Genomic DNA, 18,223 nt, shown 5'->3' with positions numbered 1-18,223 from the left:
GAGGAGGGGGATCGGGTGGAGGTGTTCCTGCACCCGCTCTTGTGGTGAGTCTACCGTCTCGCGGGCAGGTCCGCTCTTCCGGTCCCCGTGCGTGCGACGTCCTGCGAGCGGCCCCCGGTTCAGTCCGCTACCCCTACCTCATAGGTGAGGCCGGTCGTTCCGATCGGAAAGACGGAGGCGGAGTGCCGGCCCTCGACCGACAGGACTCGGCCGCCCGGCAGCGCGGCGATGAATTTCCTGTCGAGTTCGTTCAGGCGGCTCCAGCGGCTTAGGGCTTCGAGATCCGGCTGCGCCATCATCGTCGCCGTGACCTCCGTGCACGGCTCCTTCCAGAAGATCGTCTCGGCCGCGTGTCCCGCGTAGGCGAAGGTGATGTGGCACTCGCGGATGCCGCGCCGGACAACGTCGCGCTTGCGGATCGATGCCTTCGCCCCGGGTCGCGGGGCGTTGCGGTAGGCCGACGGCGCCGGTGGTGGGGATGCGGCCGGCACCTGCTCCGCGGCCAGGGCATCGCGCGGCGCGACGCCCACAGGCACGACGGCCGCGGTCAGGAGCGCCGAGACCATCCTGCTGACTGTTGCGATTGGCCTCATGATCGACCGCACCATCAGGGCGAGGCCGCGCATCGCTCGCAACGATGCGCGGCCTCGGTTCGAGCGACGTCTCGTCAGTGCCCGTGCGCCGGCTCGTGCGCCGGCTGGGGCGGGTGCACGATCCCGGGCGCCGCATCCAGGTTGCCGTCGTGCAGGTTCTCCTCGCGGACGCGCTTCCTCTGGAAGAACCGCATCGCCACGACGAAGAACACCGGCACCAGGATGACCGCCAGCACGGTGGCCGAGATCATCCCGCCCATCACGCCGGTGCCGATCGCCTGCTGGCTCTTCGAGGCCGCGCCGGACGCGATGGCGAGCGGCACGACGCCGAAGATGAAGGCGAGCGAGGTCATGACGATCGGGCGGAAGCGCAGGCGCGAGGCCTCGACCGTGGCGGTGACCAGCTTGGTGCCGGGCTTCCACAATTCGCGCGCGAACTCGATGATCAGGATCGCGTTCTTGGCGGACAAGCCGATGATCGTGATGAGCCCGATCTTGAAGTACACGTCGTTGGGCATGTCCCGGATGAGGACGCCGGCCACCGAGCCGATCACGCCGAGCGGGATGACCAGCATCACCGCGAGCGGGATCGACCAGCTCTCGTAGAGCGCCGCCAGGCACAGGAACACGATCAGCACCGAGAGGGCCAGCAGCAGGGTGGCCTGCGAGCCCGCCTGCTTCTCCTGCAGCGACTGCCCGGTCCAGGTGTAGCCGAAGCCCTTCGGCAGCTGGGTCATCAGCCGCTCCATCTCGGCAATGGCCTCGCCCGAGGTGTAGCCCGCCGCCGGCTCGCCGGTGAAGCGGACCGACTGGTAGCCGTTGAAGCCGATGATCTGGGCCGGGCCGACGCTCCACTTCAGGTCGGCGAAGGAGGACATCGGCACCATCGTGCCGAGGTGGTTCTTGACGCTGTAGTTCAGGAGGTCGGTGGCGTTGAGGCGCTGGCCGTCCTCGGCCTGCACGATCACCCGCTGCATCTTGCCCCGGTTGGGGAAGTCGTTGGTGTAGACCGAGCCGAGATTGACCTGGATGGTGTCGTTGATGTCCGCGAACGAGACGCCGAGCGCCGCCGCCTTCTCGCGGTCGATCACCAGCTCCGCCTGCGGCGCGGGCGGCAGGCCCTCGACGTAGACGTTCTTGAGGATCGGGCTCTTGCGGGCGAGCGACAGCAATTGCTCCTGGGCGGCCATGAGCGCCGCGTAGCCCTTCTGGGCCCGGTCCTGGAGGCGGAAGCTGAAGCCCGACGCGTTGCCGAGGTTGTCGATCGGCGGCGGCTCGAGGGCCTGGATCACCGCGTCGCGGTAGCCCGCCATCGCCTTGTTGGTGCCGGCGACCAGCGCCGCGGCGGACTGGTCCTTGCCGCGCTCCGACCAGGGCTTGAGGGTGACGAAGGCCTGCGAGGTCATCTGGCCCTGGCCCGAGAACGAGAAGCCGTTGACGATCGTGACCGTGGCCACGCCCGGCTGGGCCATCAGGTACTCCTCGGTCTTCTTCACCGCCGCGAGCGTCCGGTTGAACGAGGAGCCCGGCGGGGTCTGGATGTCGACCGTGAAGAAGCCCTGGTCCTCGACCGGCAGGAAGCCTTCGGGCAGGCGCACGAAGGCGTAAGCCACGCCGGCGACCAGGATCAGGTAGATCGCCATCATGCGGCCGGACTTCGCCACCGCCCAGGCGACGCCGCGGCCGTAGCGCGCGGTCTCGCGGTCGACGATGCGGTTGAACCAGCCGAAGAAGCCGCGCTTGGCGTGGTGGTGGCCGGGCTCGACGGGCTTCAGGAGCGTGGCGCAGAGCGCCGGGGTCAGCGACAGCGCCAGGAAGGCCGAGAAGGCGATCGAGGTCACCATCGCGATCGAGAACTGGCGGTAGATGATGCCGACGGAGCCGGGGAAGAACGCCATCGGGATGAACACCGCGACGAGCACCAGCGTGATGCCGATGATCGCGCCGGTGATCTGCCCCATCGCCTTGCGGGTGGCCTCCTTGGGCGACAGGCCCTCCTCCGACATGATCCGCTCGACGTTCTCGACCACCACGATCGCGTCGTCGACGAGGATGCCGATCGCCAGCACCATGCCGAACATGGTGAGCACGTTGATCGAGAACCCGGCGAGCAGCATGATCGTGCAGGTGCCGAGCAGCGCGATCGGCACCACGATCGTCGGGATCAGGGTGTAGCGGATGTTCTGCAGGAACAGGAACATCACGATGAACACCAGCACCACCGCCTCGACGAGGGTGTGCAGCACCTTCTCGATCGAGGCCTCGACGGCGGGCGTGATGTCGTAGGGGATGTCCCACTTCACCGTGTCGGGGAAGAACTGGGAGAGCTCCTCCATCTTGGCGCGGATCGCCTTGGCGGTGTCGAGCGCGTTGCCGTCGGGGGCGAGCGTCACCGAGATGCCGGCGGCGGGCCCGCCGTTGAGGCGGGTGGTGAACTTGTAGTCCTCGCCGCCGAGCTCGATGCGGGCGACGTCGCGCAGGCGCACGGTCGAGCCGTCGGGATTGGCGCGCAGCACGATCGCGCCGAACTCCTCCGGCGCCCGCATCTGGCCCTTCACGACGATCGGGAAGTTGACCTTGTGGGCCTCCGGGCTCGGCTGGGCGCCGACGGCGCCGGACGCGATCTGGACGTTCTGGCGCTGGATCGCCTGCGTCACGTCGGAGGCGTTGAGCGACAGGCCGCGCAGCTTGTCCGGGTCGATCCAGACGCGCAGCGAGCGCTCGGTCGAGTACAGGGTCGCGCGCCCGACGCCCGGGATGCGGCGGATCTCGTTGATGACGTTGCGGATCAGGAAGTCGCCGAGGGCCACCTCGTCCATCGACCCGTCGGTGGAGACGAGGGTGATGATGTTGAGGGTGGCGGCGGACGCCTCCTCGACCAGGATGCCCTGCTGGCGCACTTCCGCCGGAAGGCGCGCCTCGACGCGCTTGAGGCGGTTCTGCACCTCGACGCCGGCATAGCCCGGATCGGTGCCCGGCTCGAAGTTCGCGATGATCTCGATGACGCCGAACGAGTCGCTCGCCGATTCGAAGCTCTGGATGTTGGCCGCGCCGTTCAGCTCATCCTCGATGAGGCGCGTGGTGCCGGTGTAGAGGTCCTCCACCGAGGCGCCCGGAAAGGCGGTGGAGAGGGCGATCGAGGGCGGCGCGATGATCGGGTACTGCGCGACCGGCAGCATCGGGATCGTGAGCACGCCCCCGAGGCAGATGAACAGCGCGACGACCCAGGCGAAGATCGGCCGGTCGATGAAGAAGCTGGCCAAGGTGTACGTCCTCCTCAGCGCTGCTCGGTCGAGGCCGGCTGGGGCGCATGGCCCGCACCGGCCGCCGCCATGGTGGTGGTCTCGTACGGCACGGTCGCGACCTTGGTGCCGGCGACGATCTTCTGGAAGCCCTCGGCGACGACCCGGTCGCCGGCCTTCAGCCCCTCGCGGATCACCCACTGGCCCTCGACCACCGGGCCGACCTCGACCGGCTGCAGCACGACCTTCTCGTCCTGGCCGACGAGCCAGACCTGGGCGCGGCCGTCGTTCGACCGGTGCACCGCCTGCTGCGGCACCGCGATCGCGTCGGAATCGATGCCCTGCTTGATCCGGGCGCGCACGTACATGCCCGGGAAGAGCTCGCCGTGCGGGTTCGGCACCACGGCGCGCAGGGTCACCTGGCCGGTGCTCGGGTCGGCGGTCACGTCGGAGAACAGCAGGCGGCCGGGCTCGGGGTAGAGCGAGCCGTCGTCCATGATCACCCGCACGCTCGCCACGTCCGGGGCGAGGCGGTCGAGCTCGCCGCTGGCGAGGTCGCGGCGCAGCTTGTTCAGCTCGCCGACCGACTGGGTGATGTCGACGTAGATCGGGTCGAGCTGCTGGATCGTCGCCAGGTTGCTCGCCGCGCCCTGCTCGACGAGGGCGCCTTCCGTCACGAGCGCCCGGCCGATGCGGCCCGAGATCGGCGCCCGCACGTCCGTGTAGCCGAGGTTGAGCTGGGCGCGGTCGCGGGCGGCCTTGGCGCCGGCGACCTCGGCCTCGGCCTGCTTCTGGGCCGCGAAGGCGGCGTCGTACTGGGCCTGGCTCGCGGTCTGGCGCGTGAGCAGGGTCTCGAGGCGCTCGGCCTGCTGGCGGGCGAGCACAAGGGCCGCCTCCGCCTTGGCCAGCGTCGCCTCGGCGCTGGCGAGGTCGGCCCGGAACGGCATCGGGTCGATCTTGTAGAGGAGGTCGCCCTCCTTGACCTGGCTGCCCTGCTCGAAGGTGCGCTTGATGACGAGGCCCGCGACCCGGGCCCGCACCTCGGCGATGCGCGTTGGCGCGGCGCGGCCGGGCAGGTCGCGCTCATAGGGGATCGGCTGGTGCTTCACCGTCACGATCGACACTTCCGGCGGGGCCGTCGGAGCCGCGGGGGCGGCGGCCTCCTGGGCCGGCTTGCAGGCGGCGAGCCCGAGGAGAAGGGCGGTCGCTCCGAGGAGGATGCGGCGGCGATAAGTCACGGGCGGGTCTTTCCTGCGCGGTGGGGAAGCGGTCGGGGCGGGTCGCGCCGCGGTGCTTCCGGGGCAAGGGGTATGAGGCTGGGTTCACGACCCTGGCATGGGCCAGGGCGCGTTGCGGCTTGATGCGTCTGCTCTCTCCAACTCCCGCAACCGCCCGTCGGCGCGGCCTTCCCGGTCACGAAATCCGGCGGACCCGGCGCGCGGCTTCAGGAAGCCAATCGCAGGGTTCCGAGGCGGAGATGTGACGGGGTGACCCTGCGTCCGGTCGGGATGCAGGGCCCGGGCCACGACGCATGGGCAGGCCGAGCGGGCGGCGTCAGGCGCCGGTTTTCGGCGGGCGCTCGGGCAGGGTGGCGCCGGCGCGGACGAGGGAGCCGAGGCGACGCGGGGGCAGGAGCGTGACGGCGAGGGCGGCCGGCCCTTCGGCCGGGGCCGCGAGCGGGGCGCTCGCCGTGCTGCCGTCATCCGCGCGGGGAAGGTCGACGCTGGTCGCCGTCAGCGTGCAGGCCGGGCTCTTCGCCCAGCGCGCGTGCAGGCTCGCCATCGGCGACAGGCCCTGCGCCGCGCGCAGTACCGGCTCGCTGCGGCCGGGCCCGGCATCCGCCGCCGACGTCGCCAGGATGGCGAGGCCGAGGCCGAAGAGGGCGGTCGCGCAGAGACGCGCGAGGGATGTCCAGACGAGACCGATCACGGAGCGTTACAGTGGGGGTTCCAACCGTAACGCACAAGACGCCGCGACATTCTGTCAGGGCAGGCCGGGCGGCCGGGCCGCGGATTCCGGGGCTTGATCGGCCCCGCGCTCCGCCGTACCGATTTTTCGAAACGAAACCCTGAACGAAAGCCCGGAGGAGCCCATGAGCGCGGCGCGGGACGTCTACATCTGCGATTACGTGCGCACGCCGATCGGCCGCTACGGCGGCGCCCTGGCCAAGGTGCGGGCCGACGACCTCGCGGCGGTCCCGCTGGCCGAGCTGGCCCGCCGCACCCCGTCCCTGAAGGAGGCGGTCGAGGAGGTCTTTCTCGGCTGCGCCAACCAGGCCGGCGAGGACAACCGCAACGTCGCCCGCATGGCCCTGCTGCTCGCCGGCTTCCCCGAGCGGGTACCGGGGGCGACCCTCAACCGGCTCTGCGCCTCGGGCCTCGACGCGGTCGGAGCGGCGGCCCGGGCGATCCGGGCCGGCGACATCGACCTCGCGGTGGCGGGCGGCGTCGAGTCGATGACCCGGGCGCCGTTCGTGATGGGCAAGGCCGAGGGCGCGTTCCAGCGCCAGGCCGAGATCCACGACACCACCATCGGCTGGCGCTTCATCAACCCGGTGCTCAAGCACCAGTACGGCGTCGATTCGATGCCGGAGACCGCCGAGAACGTCGCCGAGGATTACCAGGTCGGCCGCGCGGACCAGGACGCCTTCGCGCTGCGCTCTCAGGCCCGGGCGGCGCGGGCGCAAGAGGACGGCACCTTCGCGCAGGAGATCGTCGCGGTCGAGATCCCCGACCGCAAGGGCGGCCACGTCCGCGTCGACCGGGACGAGCACCCCCGGGCCGACACCACCGCGGAGGGCCTCGCCAAGCTCAAGCCCTTCGTGCGCAAGGACGGCACGGTGACGGCCGGCAACGCCTCGGGGGTGAACGACGGCGCCGCCGCCCTGGTGCTCGCCTCCGCGGAGGCCGCCGAGCGCCACGGCCTCACGCCCCTCGCCCGGGTGCTCGGCCTCGCCTCGGCGGGCGTGCCGCCGCGGGTGATGGGCATCGGCCCGATCCCGGCGGTGGAGAAGCTCTGCGCCCGCCTCGGCCTCAAGCCGTCCGACTTCGATGCCGTGGAGCTCAACGAGGCCTTCGCCTCCCAGGCCCTCGCCTGCCTGCGCGGCCTCGGCCTGCCCGACGACGCGGAGCACGTGAACCCGAACGGCGGCGCCATCGCGCTCGGTCACCCGCTCGGCATGTCGGGTGCCCGCATCGCCGGCAGCGTCACCCGCGAGCTCGCCCGCCGGGGCGGCCGGCTCGGCCTCGCCACGATGTGCGTCGGCGTCGGGCAGGGCGTCGCGCTGGCGGTCGAGCGGATCGGCTGAGGAGGATTCCGGGCGGCGGGGAGGCGCACTTTCCCCCCGCGCCGTGGAAAAGATGGGGGCTTGGGCGGGAATCCCGGCGTTTGACCCCATCTTACCGCGCCGCACCATGGCATGGCCGGACGGCATAGGCTAAGCAAGCGCGTTCTCGCCCGTCCCAGGAACCGCCCGGACGACGGTCCCGCATCCGGCGGGATGGTCGCCGCGGGGCAGACAATCCCATGATACGCCACAGCGAATCCCTCGGCCCCGCCCTTCCGCCGCCCGGGCGAAGCCTCCGCTTCGCTCCCCGGTCCCGGTGAGGTCGAACGATGGCCAGCAAGACCGGACCGCGCGGGAACGCGGACGAGCCCGCGAGCGCCGGCGCGCCCGAGGCGGGCGACCCGGAAGCGGAGTTCCTGACCGTCCTCGGCCAGCGCGTGCGCACCATGCGGGCGGTGCGGGCGATGTCGCGCAAGATGCTGTCGCAGACCTCGGGCCTGTCCGAGCGCTACATCGCCCAGCTCGAGGGCGGGCAGGGCAACGTCTCGATCATCCTGCTGCGCCGGGTCGCCCTCGCCATGGGGGTGCGCCTCGAGGACCTGATCGCCTCGGTCGAGGGCCCGCCGGACTGGCCGGTGGTGCGCGACCTCCTGCAGAAGGCGGGCGCTGAGCAGATCGCCGAGGCCAAGCGCGTCCTCTCGGGCGCCGCGGCCCCGGGGGAGGGGCCGGCGCAGCGGGTGGCCCTGATCGGCCTTCGCGGCGCCGGCAAGTCGACCCTCGGGCGGATCCTCGCCGAGCGGATGGGCTGGTCCTTCGTCGAGCTCAACCGGGAGATCGAGCGCGAGAACGGCCTCTCGGTCGCGGAGATCTTCGCGATCTACGGCCAGGAGACCTACCGGCGCCTGGAGCAGGGCGCCCTGCGGCGCCTCGCCGAGCGGCCGGGCCCGATGGTGCTGGCGACCGGCGGCGGCATCGTCGCCGAGCCGGTCACCTTCGACCTCCTGCTCTCCTCGTTCTTCACCGTCTGGCTCAAGGCGCGGCCGGAGGAGCACATCCACCGGGTGCGCGAGCAGGCCGCCAAGGGCCTCGTCCCGGCCCGGCTGCCGGACACCGACAATGCCCTGCGCGAGCTCCGGGCGGTGCTGATGAGCCGCGAGCCGCTCTACGCCCGCGCCCGGGCGGTGATCGACACCGCCGACCACACCGTCGCCGAGACCGCCGCCACGCTGACCGCCCTGGTTGAGGGGCACCTCGGCAACGGCGCGCGGCGCGGCGCCTGAGCCGCGAGCCTCGCGCCCGGAGCCGCGAGGCTCCGGCGCCACGGGCCGGACCCGCGCGCATGAAAATCGCGGCCCTTGCGGGCGAGCGCACGTATTCTGGCCGCAAATGAGTCGGCAGGCTCGGGCGATGAGGATCACGTCGGGGTCGAGGAGCACGATGGAGAGCACGAACCGGGCCGAGAGCTACGAGGACCAGGCTGTCGCGGCCGGACAGGTGGTGGAGGCGGCGCATTTCTCCGCCATCCGCAGCGTCCGCACCGAGGCCGAGGCGCTCCTGACCCTCGCCCGCGCCCTCGACCACGAGCTGAAGGCCGGCTTCGGCGCCGCGGTCGCGGCGATCCACGACATCCCGGGCCGGGTCATCGTGTCGGGCATCGGCAAGAGCGGCCATATCGGGCGCAAGATCGCCTCGACGCTCGCCTCCACCGGCACGCCGGCCTCCTTCATCCACCCGAGCGAGGCCAGCCACGGCGACCTCGGCATGATCACCCAGCAGGACATCGTCATCGCGCTGTCCTGGTCCGGCGAGACGACGGAACTCGGCGACCTCATCAGCTTCTGCAAGCGCTTCGCCGTGAGGCTGATCGGCCTCACCGCCAACCCGGCCAGCACGCTGGGCCTGGCCGCCGACATCCTGCTGCCGCTGCCGCTGGTGAAGGAGGCCTGCCCGCACAACCTCGCGCCGACCTCGTCCAGCGTGATCCAGCTCGCCTTGGGCGACGCGCTCGCGGTCGCCCTGCTCGAGCGCCGCGGCTTCTCGGCCAGCGACTTCAAGGTCTTCCATCCCGGCGGCAAGCTCGCGGCCCGGCTCAAGACCGTGGGCCAGCTGATGCACGCGGGCGACGAGATGCCGCTGGTGCCCCGCGGTATCCGGGTCTCGGAGGCCCTGATCGCCGTGATGGGCAAGCGCTTCGGCTGCGCCGGCATCGTCGACGAGAGCGGCCGGCTCGTCGGGATGATCACCGACGGCGACGTGCGCCGCCACATGAGCCGGGGTGCCGGCCACAGCGACCTCCTCGGCCGCCTGGTCGAGGAGGTCATGACGTCCTCGCCGATCACCACCGCCCCCGGCACCTTCGCCAGCGCCGCCCTGGAACTGATGAACCGCAGCCAGATCACCGCCCTGTTCGCGGTGGAGCGCGGACGCCCGGTCGGCATCCTGCACATCCACGACATCCTGCGGGCCGGGGTGGTGTGAGAACCGGTTGATCGACACCCCACACCGCGCTTTCCCGGACGACTGGGGCGTCAGCGGAAGCAGATCCGGGATCCAGGGGAGACGTGCCGCGAAGCGGCTCTATGTCTGCAGCGTTGCAGACAGATGGGTGCTTTGCGATCTTTCATTCCGGATTCCGGATCTCCTTCCACTTCGTTGAGTCGTCCGGGAAAGACGAGTGGGGGCCGGCAGGAACTCAGTACGGCACACCACCCTTTCTCTTCTCCCGCAGCGCCTCGGCGTACCACGTCAGCTCGTCGAGGAACCGCCCCGCGGAGCGCTCGAGCCAGGGCTGGAGGAGGATTCCATCCTCGTCCAGTACCTTGTGCACCTCCGGGATCGGCAGCAGCGAGGGGATGCTCGGCGTGCCGAGTTCGCCCAGCATGGCGCGCAGCTGCATCGCCGCCCTGACGCCGCCGTAGCGGCCGGCCGAGTAGCAGACGATGGCCGACGGCCGCCAGAAATACTCCTCGAGGAAGTGGTCGAGGGTGTTGGAGAGGGCCGGTGGGATGCTGTGGTTGTATTCCGCCGACACCACCACGAAGGCGTCGGACCTGCGGTAGGTCGCGGCGAGGCGCTCCAGCGCCGCCGGCGCCTCGCCCGGCTGGTACTCCTTGTACATCCGCGAGAGCAGCGGCAGGCCGAGCTCCGCCGGGTCGACGAGCGGTGCCTCGTGGCCTCTCGCCTCGAGGCACCGCACCAGGTAGCGGGCGGCCCGCAGGCCGTTGCGCCCCTGGCGCACCGAGCCGAGGACGACCGGGATCACGAGCGGCATGGCGGATGTCATGGCGGGTCTCCGGGAGGCTGACAGGCTCCCGGAGGCTACTGCATGTCCGGCGGGATCTCACATCATTCCGAGCAGCCGCGGCAGCCACAGCGAGATCGCCGGGACGTAGGTGACGACGACGAGGAAGATCAGCATCGTCAAAAGCCACGGCCAGACCGCGATGGTCAGCTCCGTGATGCCCATGCGTGTGATGCCCGACGCCACGTAGAGGTTGAGGCCGACCGGCGGGTGGCACATGCCGACCTCCATGTTGACCACGATCAGGATGCCGAAATGCACCGGGTCGATGCCGAGCTTGGCGGCGATCGGAAACAGGATCGGCGCCATGATCAGCACGATCGAGGACGGCTCCATCACGTTGCCGGCGACGAGCAGCAGGATGTTGACGATCAGCAGGAACACCACCCAGTTCAGGCCGGCCCCGGTGATCCAGCTCGCCATCGCCTGCGGGATCTGCTCGCTCGTCATCAGGAACGAGAACAGCACCGCGTTGGTGATGATGTAGAGCAGCATCGCGCTCATGTTGGCCGAATCGAGCAGCACCCGCGGCACGTCTTTCCAGGTGAGGTCCCGGTAGACGAACAGCGCGATGACGAAGGCGTAGACTGCGCTGACGGCGGCAGCCTCGGTCGGCGTGAAGGCACCGGTATAGATGCCGCCCAGCACCAGCACGATCAGCAGCAGGCCCCAGACCGACTTGCGGAAGGCGACCCAGCGCTCGCGCCAGCTCGCCTTCGGCATGCGCGGGTAGCCGAACTTGCGCGCCCGGTACCAGGTGGTGAGGCCGAGAAGCGTCGCCAGCATCAGGCCCGGGATCACGCCGGCGACGAACAGGGTCGAGATCGAGGCCGAGGAGACCCGCTGGCCGTCCGGCCCGAACACCACCGCGCCGCTCGTCGCCACCGAGTACATCACCATGACGATCGACGGCGGGATCAGGATGCCGAGGGCGCCCGAGGTGGTGATGACCCCGGCGCCGAAGCGCTTGGGGAAGCCCTGCGCCACCATGGCGGGCAGGATGATCGAGCCGATCGCCACGACGGTCGCCGGGCTCGAGCCCGAGATGGCGGCGAACAGCGCGCAGGCCATCACGCCGGCGAGGCCGAGGCCCCCGTGCCAGTGACCGACCATCGCGGTGGCGAAGTTGATCATCCGCCGGGCGACGCCGCCATGGGTGAGGAAGTTGCCCGACAGGATGAAGAACGGGATCGCCATGATCTCGAAGTTCTCGATTCCCGTGAACAGCTTCAGCGCCACCGCCTCGATCGGCACGGTGGTCATCGTGAACAGGAAGGTGAGCACCGACAGGCCGAGCGCGATCGAGATCGGCATCCCGGTGAGCATCAGGGCGATCAGCAGCCCGAAGATGATGGCGGCGTTCATCGGGCGGGACCTCCGGTGCGGGCTTCCTCGGCAGCGAGGTCCTGGGCGGCGTGCGGGCTCTCGACCACGCCCTCGACGTGGCCCGGATCGTGGTGGGGCAGCTCCCCGGTGCGCCAGAAGCTCCAGGCGACCTGCAGGAAGCGGAAGCACATCAGGTAGGAGCCGAGCGGGATCGCCAGGTAGACGATCCAGCTCGGGATCTCGAGGTCGGGCGTGGTCTGGTCGGTGTCGACGAGACCGTAGACGAAGCGTGCCCCCATCGTGCCGACGATGACGGTGAACAAGGCGCCGCAGAGCAGGCCGAACAGCACGATCCTGTTGCGCCAGGCGGGAGGCAGCTGGTTCACCGCCACGTCGACGCCGACGTGGATGCCGGTGCGCACGCCGTAGGCGGCGCCGAACTTCGCCATCCAGACGAACATGTAGATGCACAGCTCCTGGGCCCAGGAGAGGTGGATCGCCGCCGTGATCGGATAGAGCGCGTCGATGCCCGACGCGTAGCGGTGGACGACCGCGACGAAGATCAGCAGCGTCGCGCCCGCCATCAGGGTCGCGATCAGGATCTCCTCGAGACGGTCGAGGATGCGCAGGGGGTGCATGGGGTCTCCCGGAAGGCGACGAGGTGCGCGAGGGTCGGGGGTCTCAAGGAGCGGGCGGGCCGCCGGGCGCCGGCCCGCCCGTCAGGGCGTCTCGCCCTCGGGCCAGGGGAAGCGGATGTTGCCGTCGCGCAGGCCCGCCAGAACGACCTCGACGCCGCCCGACTTGACCATCCATTCGAGGCGGTGGTCGCGGTATTCCCGGCGGCGCCCGCCGGTGGTGTAGAGGTCGGCGGCCTCGGCCATCCGCGCCGCCGCGGCGTCGAACTCCGCGAAGGTCGCGGCCACGGACGGGCGCTCGCGCACCCGGGCGTGCCAGCGCGCGAGCGGGCTGCCCGGGGGCGGGCCGAGCCCGTAATGGACTGAGCGGTTGAGCATCGGGGCGACCGCCCCGTCGGCCCAGCCGAAATCCTCGCCGCCGAACCAGTCCGCGGCGCCGAGGCGCCCGGCGAGCCAGTCCTGCAGCACCGCCGTCTGCGCCGCCGCGCGGGCCCGCAGGCGCTCGGCGAGCGCGCCGGTGGCGCGGCGGAACCACAGGATCTCGCCGAAACCCCAGTTCACCGCCTCGTACTGGGTGTCGCAGACGTCCTCGGTCAGCCGCGCGAAGGCGCGCGCGGCGGGAGTGCGGGGCAGGAGCGGCGGCTCGGGCCAGCGATCCTCGATGTATTCGAGGATCACGGTCGAGTCGAAGATCGCGGCCTCGTCGTCGATCAGCACCGGCACCTCGGTGCGGGGGTTGGCCGCCGCGAAGGGGCCGTCGGTCCGGCCGGTGCCGAAGCTCTCCGGCAGCTCGGCGGTGAAGGCCACTCCCTTCTCGCGCAGGGCGATCTTGACCTTCTGCGCGTAGGACGAGAGCGGGTGCTCGTAGAGCAGCATGGCGTTGTCCCCCCGGGTCGTCTTGTTCGTTTGGAGTATCTTGGCATGCGGCGGCGCGCCAGGTGATCCCGACGATGGTTGGTGATCCCGACGATGGTCTGCCCCGACCGCCGAGGCGAGGGGCGGGGGTGCGCTTCCTCGCTGTCCCCAGGAGCGCGGCCGAGCCGCGCTAAGGGCTCACGGTGATCGGGGAGGGGGCGTCGCCGCAGCCGGTGCCCCGCCCCGTCACGCCAGCTGGAAGCCGAAGGCGAGGGGATCGCGCTCGTCGACCAGGATCGTGTTGTGGCCGATCACCCGGGCCCAGCCGCCGATGCTCGGCTGGATCGCCGGGCGCCCGCCGACCTCCGCGTGGCCCTCGACCCGGCCGTGGAACAGGGTGCCGATGATGCTCTCGTGCACGAAATCGTCGCCAACCCGCAGGAGCCCCTTGGCGGCTCTCTGCGCCATGCGGGCGGAGGTGCCGGTGCCGCAGGGCGAGCGGTCGATGCCCCTGTCGCCGTAGAACACCGCGTTGCGAGCATGGGCCTGGCGGTGCGTCGGGCCGTCCGCCCACATCACGTGGCTGAGGCCGTGGATGCGGGGATCCTCCGGATGGACCGGCGCCACCGCCCGCTGCACCGCCTCCCGCACCCGGGGACTCAGGGTCAGGATATCGGCGGCGTTCATGCCCGCGAGGCCGGCCCAGCCCGGCTGCGGCTCGACGATGGCGTAGAAGTTGCCCCCGTAGGCCACGTCGACCACCAGGGGTCCGAGCCCCGGCACGTCCACCCGCACCTCGGCCGCGTGCAGGTAGCTCGGGATGTTGTGGAGACGGACCTCGTCGATGAAGCGGCCGTTGCGGCGATACTCGACCTCGATCTTGCCGGCCGGGACCTCGAGGGCGAGGCACCCCTCGATGCGCGGCACGACGAAGCCCTGCTCCAGCGCCACCGTCACGGTGCCGATCGTGCCGTGCCCGCACATCGGCAGGCAGCCCGAGACCTCGATGAAGAGCACGCCGAGCTCGCAATCCTCCCGGGACGGCGGGTAGAGGATCGAGCCGGACATCGCGTCGTGGCCCTGCGGCTCGAACATCAGCGCCCGGCGCACCCAATCGTGCTCGGCCAGGAAGATCTGCCGCTTCTCGCCCATGCCGACATTCGGCAGGACCGGCGCCCCGCCGGCGACCACCCGAACCGGGTTGCCACACGTATGGGCGTCGACGCAGAGGAAGCTGTGCGGGTGCATGGCGAGGCGGCCTCCTCGTGGGGTGATCCCTTCCGGTCTCCTCTCGTCGCAGAAATCAGCGCCACGGCATAGCGGCGCGATAGCACGAGGCCGGGCGGCTTCTCATCCCGGCTCGGGACGGGCCAGATGACGCAGAGGGAGAAACGCGACGATAGGGCAACCCGAAGGCCCCTGCGACGTTCTCGACATCGTGACGCGGGCCCCCTTGGCGGGCCTGCGCGGTTGCGGCCAGCGAAAGGAGGTTGCCGATGATGGATAACATCGTTCAGGGGTTCACGCAGTTCCGCGAGCAGGTCTTTCCGAACCAGCGCTCGGTCTATCAGCGCCTCGTCCATGACGGCCAGCAGCCGAAGGCCCTGGTGATCTCCTGCGCCGATTCCCGCGTCGTGCCCGAGCTGATCACCCAGGCCGGGCCGGGCGAGCTGTTCGTCACGCGCAACGTCGGCAACATCGTGCCTCCCTTCGCCACCATGATGGGCGGCGTGACCGCGGCGGTCGAGTACGCGGTGATGGCCCTCAAGGTGCGCGACATCGTGGTCTGCGGCCACTCGGATTGCGGCGCCATGAAGGGCCTGCTCACGCCCGGTCTCGCCGAGACGATGCCGAGCGTGGCGGCGTGGCTGCGCCACGGCGAGGCTGCCCGCAAGATCGTCTGCGACGCCTACCCGGACGACATCGACGACAAGCGCCGCCTGCACGCGCTGGCGATGGAGAACGTGCTGACGCAGCTCAACCACCTGCGCACCCACCCGGCGGTGGCGAGCGCGCTGGCCACGGGCCAGCTGACCCTGCACGGCTGGCTGTTCGAGATCGAGACCGGTCACCTCTTGGTCTACGACGGCGAGGCCGGCCGCTTCGTGGTTCTGGCCGAGGAGGACGATCTTCCGGTCGCTGAAGCCTCCGCCGCCCCGCGCCTCGCCGCCGCCACCGTCGGCACTGCGGAGGCCCGGATCGCCGAGTAGCGCGGAGCGGCGAGTAGCGCCTATCGGATTGACAGGCAGGGTGCCGCGGGTGAGGACGGCCGGCATGGCAGACGCCCGCTCCACCGCTTCCCGCGACGCCCTGTTCCTCTGGATCGCGGCCGGCGCGACCCTGGCGACGATCCTCGTCGCCAACTTCGCGCCGGCCCGCGGCCCGGCTCCGGCTCACCGGCCGGCTGTCCTGTCGCCGGCCGAGGACCCGGCCTGCCGCGAATGGACCGATTCCTGCCGGGTCTGCGTTCGCGGGACGGACGGGGTCCACTGCTCGACGCCGGGCTTCGCCTGCCAGCGCGAGGCCGCCCGCTGCACGGCGCGCTGAGGCGCGCGACCGCACGCGATCGGCAACCGGACGGCTGCCGCGAGCTGCCCCGATCCGTCCGGCCGGACCGTCGCAGCGCAGTGCTACGTCGGTCCCGGTATCACGGCCAAGCCGCTCGCCGGCATCCGGCCGGCGGCCCGCCGCTCAGCGGCCCTCGCGACCGTAGACGTCCTCGATGCGGATGATGTCGTCCTCGCCGGTGTAGCTGCCGACCTGGACCTCGATCAGCTCGAGCGGGATCTTGCCCGGGTTCACCAGGCGATGCACGCAGCCGATCGGCAGGTAGGCCGCCTCGTTCTCGTGCACCAGCCGCACCGTGCCGTCCACCGTCACCTCGGCGGTGCCGCGCACCACCACCCAGTGCTCGGCCCGGTGATGGTGCTTCTGCAGCGAGAGCCGGCCGCCCGGCTTCACGGTGATCCGCTTCACCTGGAAGCGCGCCCCGACATCGATGCGCTGGTACGAGCCCCAGGGCCGGTACATCAGCCGGTGCGCGTCGGCCTCCGGCTCGCCCTGCCGCCGCAGGGTGTCGACCAGCCCTTTCACCTCCGCCCCGCCGCTCCGGCTCGTCACCAGCACCGCGTCGTCCGTCGTCACCACCACCACGTCGTCGAGGCCGACCACCGTGGTCAGGATCTCGCCGGCGGAATGCACCAGGCTGTTGCGGGTGCCCTGCACCGCCACCCGCCCGCGCAGCGCGTTGCCGTCGGCGTCTCGGGTCGAGACCTCCCACAGCGCACCCCACGTGCCGATATCCGACCACGGGAAGCTCACCGGCAGCACGCCGGCCCGGCTGGTCCGCTCCATCACCGCGTAGTCGATCGAGATCTGCGGCGCCCGCGCGAAGGCGGCCTCGTCCAGGCGCACGAAGTCGAGGTCGCGGGTGGCCGTCTCGACGGCTGCGCGGGCCGCCTCCAGCACCGCCGGCGCGTGGGCCTCGAGCTCATCGAGCATCACGTCGGCGCGGAACAGGAAGTAGCCGCCGTTCCACAGCGCGCCCTCGGCGATCAGGCCGGCAGCGCGGGCGGCGTCCGGCTTCTCGAGGAAGCGGTCGACGGCGCGGGCGCCAGCCTCACCGGCCTCACCCGACAGGGAGGTGCCCGGTTGAATGTAGCCGTAGGCGGTCGAAGGGTGTGTCGGCGCGATGCCGAGGGTCATGATGTGCCCGGCCCTGGCCCCGGCCCGGGCGGCCTGGGCGGCTTGCACGAAGGCCGCGTCGTCGCCGACCGCGTGGTCGGCGGGCAGGATCAGCACCAGGGCCTGCGCGTCGCGGGCGGCGGCATGGAGCGTCGCGACGGCGACGGCCGGGGCGGAGTCGCGCCGGCACGGCTCGAGCAGGATGTCGGCCTTGATGCCGCCCTGCGCGAGCTGCTCGGCGACGAGGAAGCGAGCATCGTTGGCGGTGATGACCGCCGGCCGGGCGAAGGTGGCGGCATCGCCAAGTCGCGCGGCGGTAGCCTGGAACGACGAGCGGCCGGGTTCGGCGAGGGGAATGAACTGCTTGGGGAAGCTCTCCCGAGAAGCCGGCCACAACCGTGTTCCCGAACCACCGCATAGGATCACCGGGTGGATGAGGTCCGTCACTGAATTCTCCTGTCGATGGTTGTCGATGGACATTGTTACCATCAATGATGCTGTCACTCGACGGCGATAACGCCGAGCAGGACATGCTCAGAATGGGTGCGGTTTCTGACTTGATAGCACTTAGATTTTTGAATTAAATTTAAGTCTGTCCCCTGGTATTTAGTTATTTGATTATTAGTTGTGGCCGAATAACAACCTATATTAGGCGCTGTGACTTGCGGTTCTAAGACGGCTGGCTGTTTCATCGAACGAATCACGGCGCAAGCTTTGCTTGATATGGCCACGCGGTTTGAGGTGATATATTCTCTCGCTGTGCTTCCCAAGCGTAACCAAGATGCAAATATGTATTTCCGGGACGAGACAATCCATGATGACGGGGGGCGAAGAACATCAGAATTGCGATGTCCTTCGAGAGGCAAGTTGCGATCATGACGCTGATGATCCTGGTGCTCTACGCAAGCTCGTCATCTTCAAAAAAGGATCGTATGTTCCCTGAGTCCGGCAGAATTCAAAGCGTTGGCGTTTCGCTGCCCCTCTCACGCTGAATCGGCAGAAGCGGTACGACGGCTGCCTCCTCCGAAAGCTTCGCCATTGACATAACGATCACTCCGTGGCGATCCTTAAAGCGGCGATCGGTACTCGGTGGAGCAGGCAGATTTTTTGGGCTCTGCCCGCTCCCGTGCAGATTGGAGCGTTCTTGCCTTATGACACGATCTGAAAGAACGATTGTTTTATACCCTCGCGCCTTGGCATCGACACGTCGATGCGAAGGCGTCCGGCGCATCAGCGCCGGCGCCCGTTCGGGCTTGCCTTGCGCCTCCGAACGGTTCCGTTCGAAGGCGCGGCGGTATTAC

Annotated in this window: 15 protein-coding genes; 5 read left to right on the top strand and 10 right to left on the bottom strand. The window is 70.2% G+C overall.

Annotation, left to right across the window (positions count from 1 at the left end; genetic code table 11):
• Nucleotides 1-119 precede the first annotated feature (119 nt).
• The 4 genes from VQ02_RS23715 to VQ02_RS23700 form a co-directional block, all read right to left on the bottom strand.
• Nucleotides 120-626 (bottom strand): hypothetical protein, encoded by a 507-nt coding sequence (locus VQ02_RS23715; RefSeq protein WP_157080781.1) that lies wholly within the window; start codon nucleotides 624-626, stop codon nucleotides 120-122.
• Nucleotides 627-667: 41 nt separating this feature from the next.
• Nucleotides 668-3,856, bottom strand: coding sequence for an efflux RND transporter permease subunit (locus VQ02_RS23710; protein ID WP_083469402.1), 3,189 nt, complete (start codon nucleotides 3,854-3,856; stop codon nucleotides 668-670).
• A 14-nt stretch (nucleotides 3,857-3,870) separates the two neighbouring features.
• Nucleotides 3,871-5,073 (bottom strand): efflux RND transporter periplasmic adaptor subunit, encoded by a 1,203-nt coding sequence (locus VQ02_RS23705; RefSeq protein ID WP_048446691.1) that lies wholly within the window; start codon nucleotides 5,071-5,073, stop codon nucleotides 3,871-3,873.
• Between the two features lie 316 nt (nucleotides 5,074-5,389).
• Nucleotides 5,390-5,764, bottom strand: coding sequence for a hypothetical protein (locus VQ02_RS23700; RefSeq protein WP_053080522.1), 375 nt, complete (start codon nucleotides 5,762-5,764; stop codon nucleotides 5,390-5,392).
• A gap of 163 nt (nucleotides 5,765-5,927) precedes the next feature.
• On the opposite strand from VQ02_RS23700, the gene pcaF reads away from it, so the two are divergent.
• From pcaF to VQ02_RS23685, 3 genes are all read left to right on the top strand, one after another.
• Nucleotides 5,928-7,142, top strand: a complete 1,215-nt coding sequence (gene pcaF / locus VQ02_RS23695) for a 3-oxoadipyl-CoA thiolase (protein WP_048446690.1) — start codon at nucleotides 5,928-5,930, stop codon at nucleotides 7,140-7,142.
• Between the two features lie 308 nt (nucleotides 7,143-7,450).
• The gene (locus tag VQ02_RS23690; RefSeq protein WP_048446689.1) at nucleotides 7,451-8,401 is read left to right on the top strand and encodes a helix-turn-helix transcriptional regulator; all 951 of its coding nucleotides are present in this window, start codon (nucleotides 7,451-7,453) and stop codon (nucleotides 8,399-8,401) included.
• Nucleotides 8,402-8,558: 157 nt separating this feature from the next.
• On the top strand, nucleotides 8,559-9,599 hold the full coding sequence (locus VQ02_RS23685; protein WP_048446688.1) for a KpsF/GutQ family sugar-phosphate isomerase: 1,041 nt from the start codon (nucleotides 8,559-8,561) through the stop codon (nucleotides 9,597-9,599).
• Nucleotides 9,600-9,813: 214 nt separating this feature from the next.
• On the opposite strand, the gene VQ02_RS23680 is transcribed toward VQ02_RS23685, so the two are convergent.
• The 5 genes from VQ02_RS23680 to VQ02_RS23660 all read right to left on the bottom strand — a co-directional run bounded on the left by VQ02_RS23680 (nucleotide 9,814) and on the right by VQ02_RS23660 (nucleotide 14,486).
• Nucleotides 9,814-10,392, bottom strand: a complete 579-nt coding sequence (locus tag VQ02_RS23680; protein WP_048446694.1) for an NADPH-dependent FMN reductase — start codon at nucleotides 10,390-10,392, stop codon at nucleotides 9,814-9,816.
• 69 nt (nucleotides 10,393-10,461) lie between these two features.
• The gene (locus VQ02_RS23675) at nucleotides 10,462-11,787 is read right to left on the bottom strand and encodes a TRAP transporter large permease (protein ID WP_048446687.1); all 1,326 of its coding nucleotides are present in this window, start codon (nucleotides 11,785-11,787) and stop codon (nucleotides 10,462-10,464) included.
• A complete protein-coding gene (locus VQ02_RS23670; RefSeq protein WP_048446686.1) occupies nucleotides 11,784-12,386 on the bottom strand; it encodes a TRAP transporter small permease in 603 nt (200 codons plus the stop codon). The genes VQ02_RS23675 and VQ02_RS23670 overlap by 4 nt, the downstream gene beginning before the upstream one ends.
• A gap of 81 nt (nucleotides 12,387-12,467) precedes the next feature.
• Entirely contained in the window at nucleotides 12,468-13,259 is a 792-nt protein-coding gene (locus VQ02_RS23665) for a glutathione S-transferase family protein (RefSeq protein WP_048446685.1), read from the bottom strand.
• A 225-nt stretch (nucleotides 13,260-13,484) separates the two neighbouring features.
• The gene (locus VQ02_RS23660; protein ID WP_048446684.1) at nucleotides 13,485-14,486 is read right to left on the bottom strand and encodes a 4-hydroxyproline epimerase; all 1,002 of its coding nucleotides are present in this window, start codon (nucleotides 14,484-14,486) and stop codon (nucleotides 13,485-13,487) included.
• Nucleotides 14,487-14,737: 251 nt separating this feature from the next.
• Here VQ02_RS23660 and VQ02_RS23655 point away from each other — a divergent pair, with 251 nt between their 5' ends.
• Both VQ02_RS23655 and VQ02_RS23650 read left to right on the top strand, forming a co-directional pair.
• Nucleotides 14,738-15,448, top strand: a complete 711-nt coding sequence (locus VQ02_RS23655) for a carbonic anhydrase (RefSeq protein ID WP_048446693.1) — start codon at nucleotides 14,738-14,740, stop codon at nucleotides 15,446-15,448.
• A 64-nt stretch (nucleotides 15,449-15,512) separates the two neighbouring features.
• Nucleotides 15,513-15,785: a hypothetical protein gene (locus tag VQ02_RS23650; RefSeq protein ID WP_048446683.1), complete on the top strand. Its 273-nt coding sequence runs from the start codon at nucleotides 15,513-15,515 to the stop codon at nucleotides 15,783-15,785.
• A gap of 144 nt (nucleotides 15,786-15,929) precedes the next feature.
• Here the strand turns inward: VQ02_RS23650 and VQ02_RS23645 are convergent, their stop codons facing one another.
• Nucleotides 15,930-17,402 (bottom strand): mannose-1-phosphate guanylyltransferase/mannose-6-phosphate isomerase, encoded by a 1,473-nt coding sequence (locus VQ02_RS23645; protein WP_167350786.1) that lies wholly within the window; start codon nucleotides 17,400-17,402, stop codon nucleotides 15,930-15,932.
• Nucleotides 17,403-18,223 lie beyond the last annotated feature (821 nt).

Source organism: Methylobacterium variabile (assembly GCF_001043975.1).
Taxonomy (GTDB): Bacteria; Pseudomonadota; Alphaproteobacteria; order Rhizobiales; family Beijerinckiaceae; genus Methylobacterium; species Methylobacterium variabile.
The sequence above is the reverse complement of the archived record's forward strand: the minus strand, read 5'-3'. Positions and strand labels throughout refer to the sequence as shown.

Coding starts and splice junctions, on each gene's coding strand:
- VQ02_RS23715 (WP_157080781.1), bottom strand. CDS start 626: ATGCGCGGCCTCGCCCTGATGGTGCGGTCGATCATGAGGCCAATCGCA.
- pcaF (WP_048446690.1), top strand. CDS start 5,928: ATGAGCGCGGCGCGGGACGTCTACATCTGCGATTACGTGCGCACGCCG.
- VQ02_RS23690 (WP_048446689.1), top strand. CDS start 7,451: ATGGCCAGCAAGACCGGACCGCGCGGGAACGCGGACGAGCCCGCGAGC.
- VQ02_RS23685 (WP_048446688.1), top strand. CDS start 8,559: ATGGAGAGCACGAACCGGGCCGAGAGCTACGAGGACCAGGCTGTCGCG.
- VQ02_RS23680 (WP_048446694.1), bottom strand. CDS start 10,392: ATGCCGCTCGTGATCCCGGTCGTCCTCGGCTCGGTGCGCCAGGGGCGC.
- VQ02_RS23675 (WP_048446687.1), bottom strand. CDS start 11,787: ATGAACGCCGCCATCATCTTCGGGCTGCTGATCGCCCTGATGCTCACC.
- VQ02_RS23670 (WP_048446686.1), bottom strand. CDS start 12,386: ATGCACCCCCTGCGCATCCTCGACCGTCTCGAGGAGATCCTGATCGCG.
- VQ02_RS23665 (WP_048446685.1), bottom strand. CDS start 13,259: ATGCTGCTCTACGAGCACCCGCTCTCGTCCTACGCGCAGAAGGTCAAG.
- VQ02_RS23660 (WP_048446684.1), bottom strand. CDS start 14,486: ATGCACCCGCACAGCTTCCTCTGCGTCGACGCCCATACGTGTGGCAAC.
- VQ02_RS23655 (WP_048446693.1), top strand. CDS start 14,738: ATGGATAACATCGTTCAGGGGTTCACGCAGTTCCGCGAGCAGGTCTTT.
- VQ02_RS23650 (WP_048446683.1), top strand. CDS start 15,513: ATGGCAGACGCCCGCTCCACCGCTTCCCGCGACGCCCTGTTCCTCTGG.
- VQ02_RS23645 (WP_167350786.1), bottom strand. CDS start 17,402: ATGTCCATCGACAACCATCGACAGGAGAATTCAGTGACGGACCTCATC.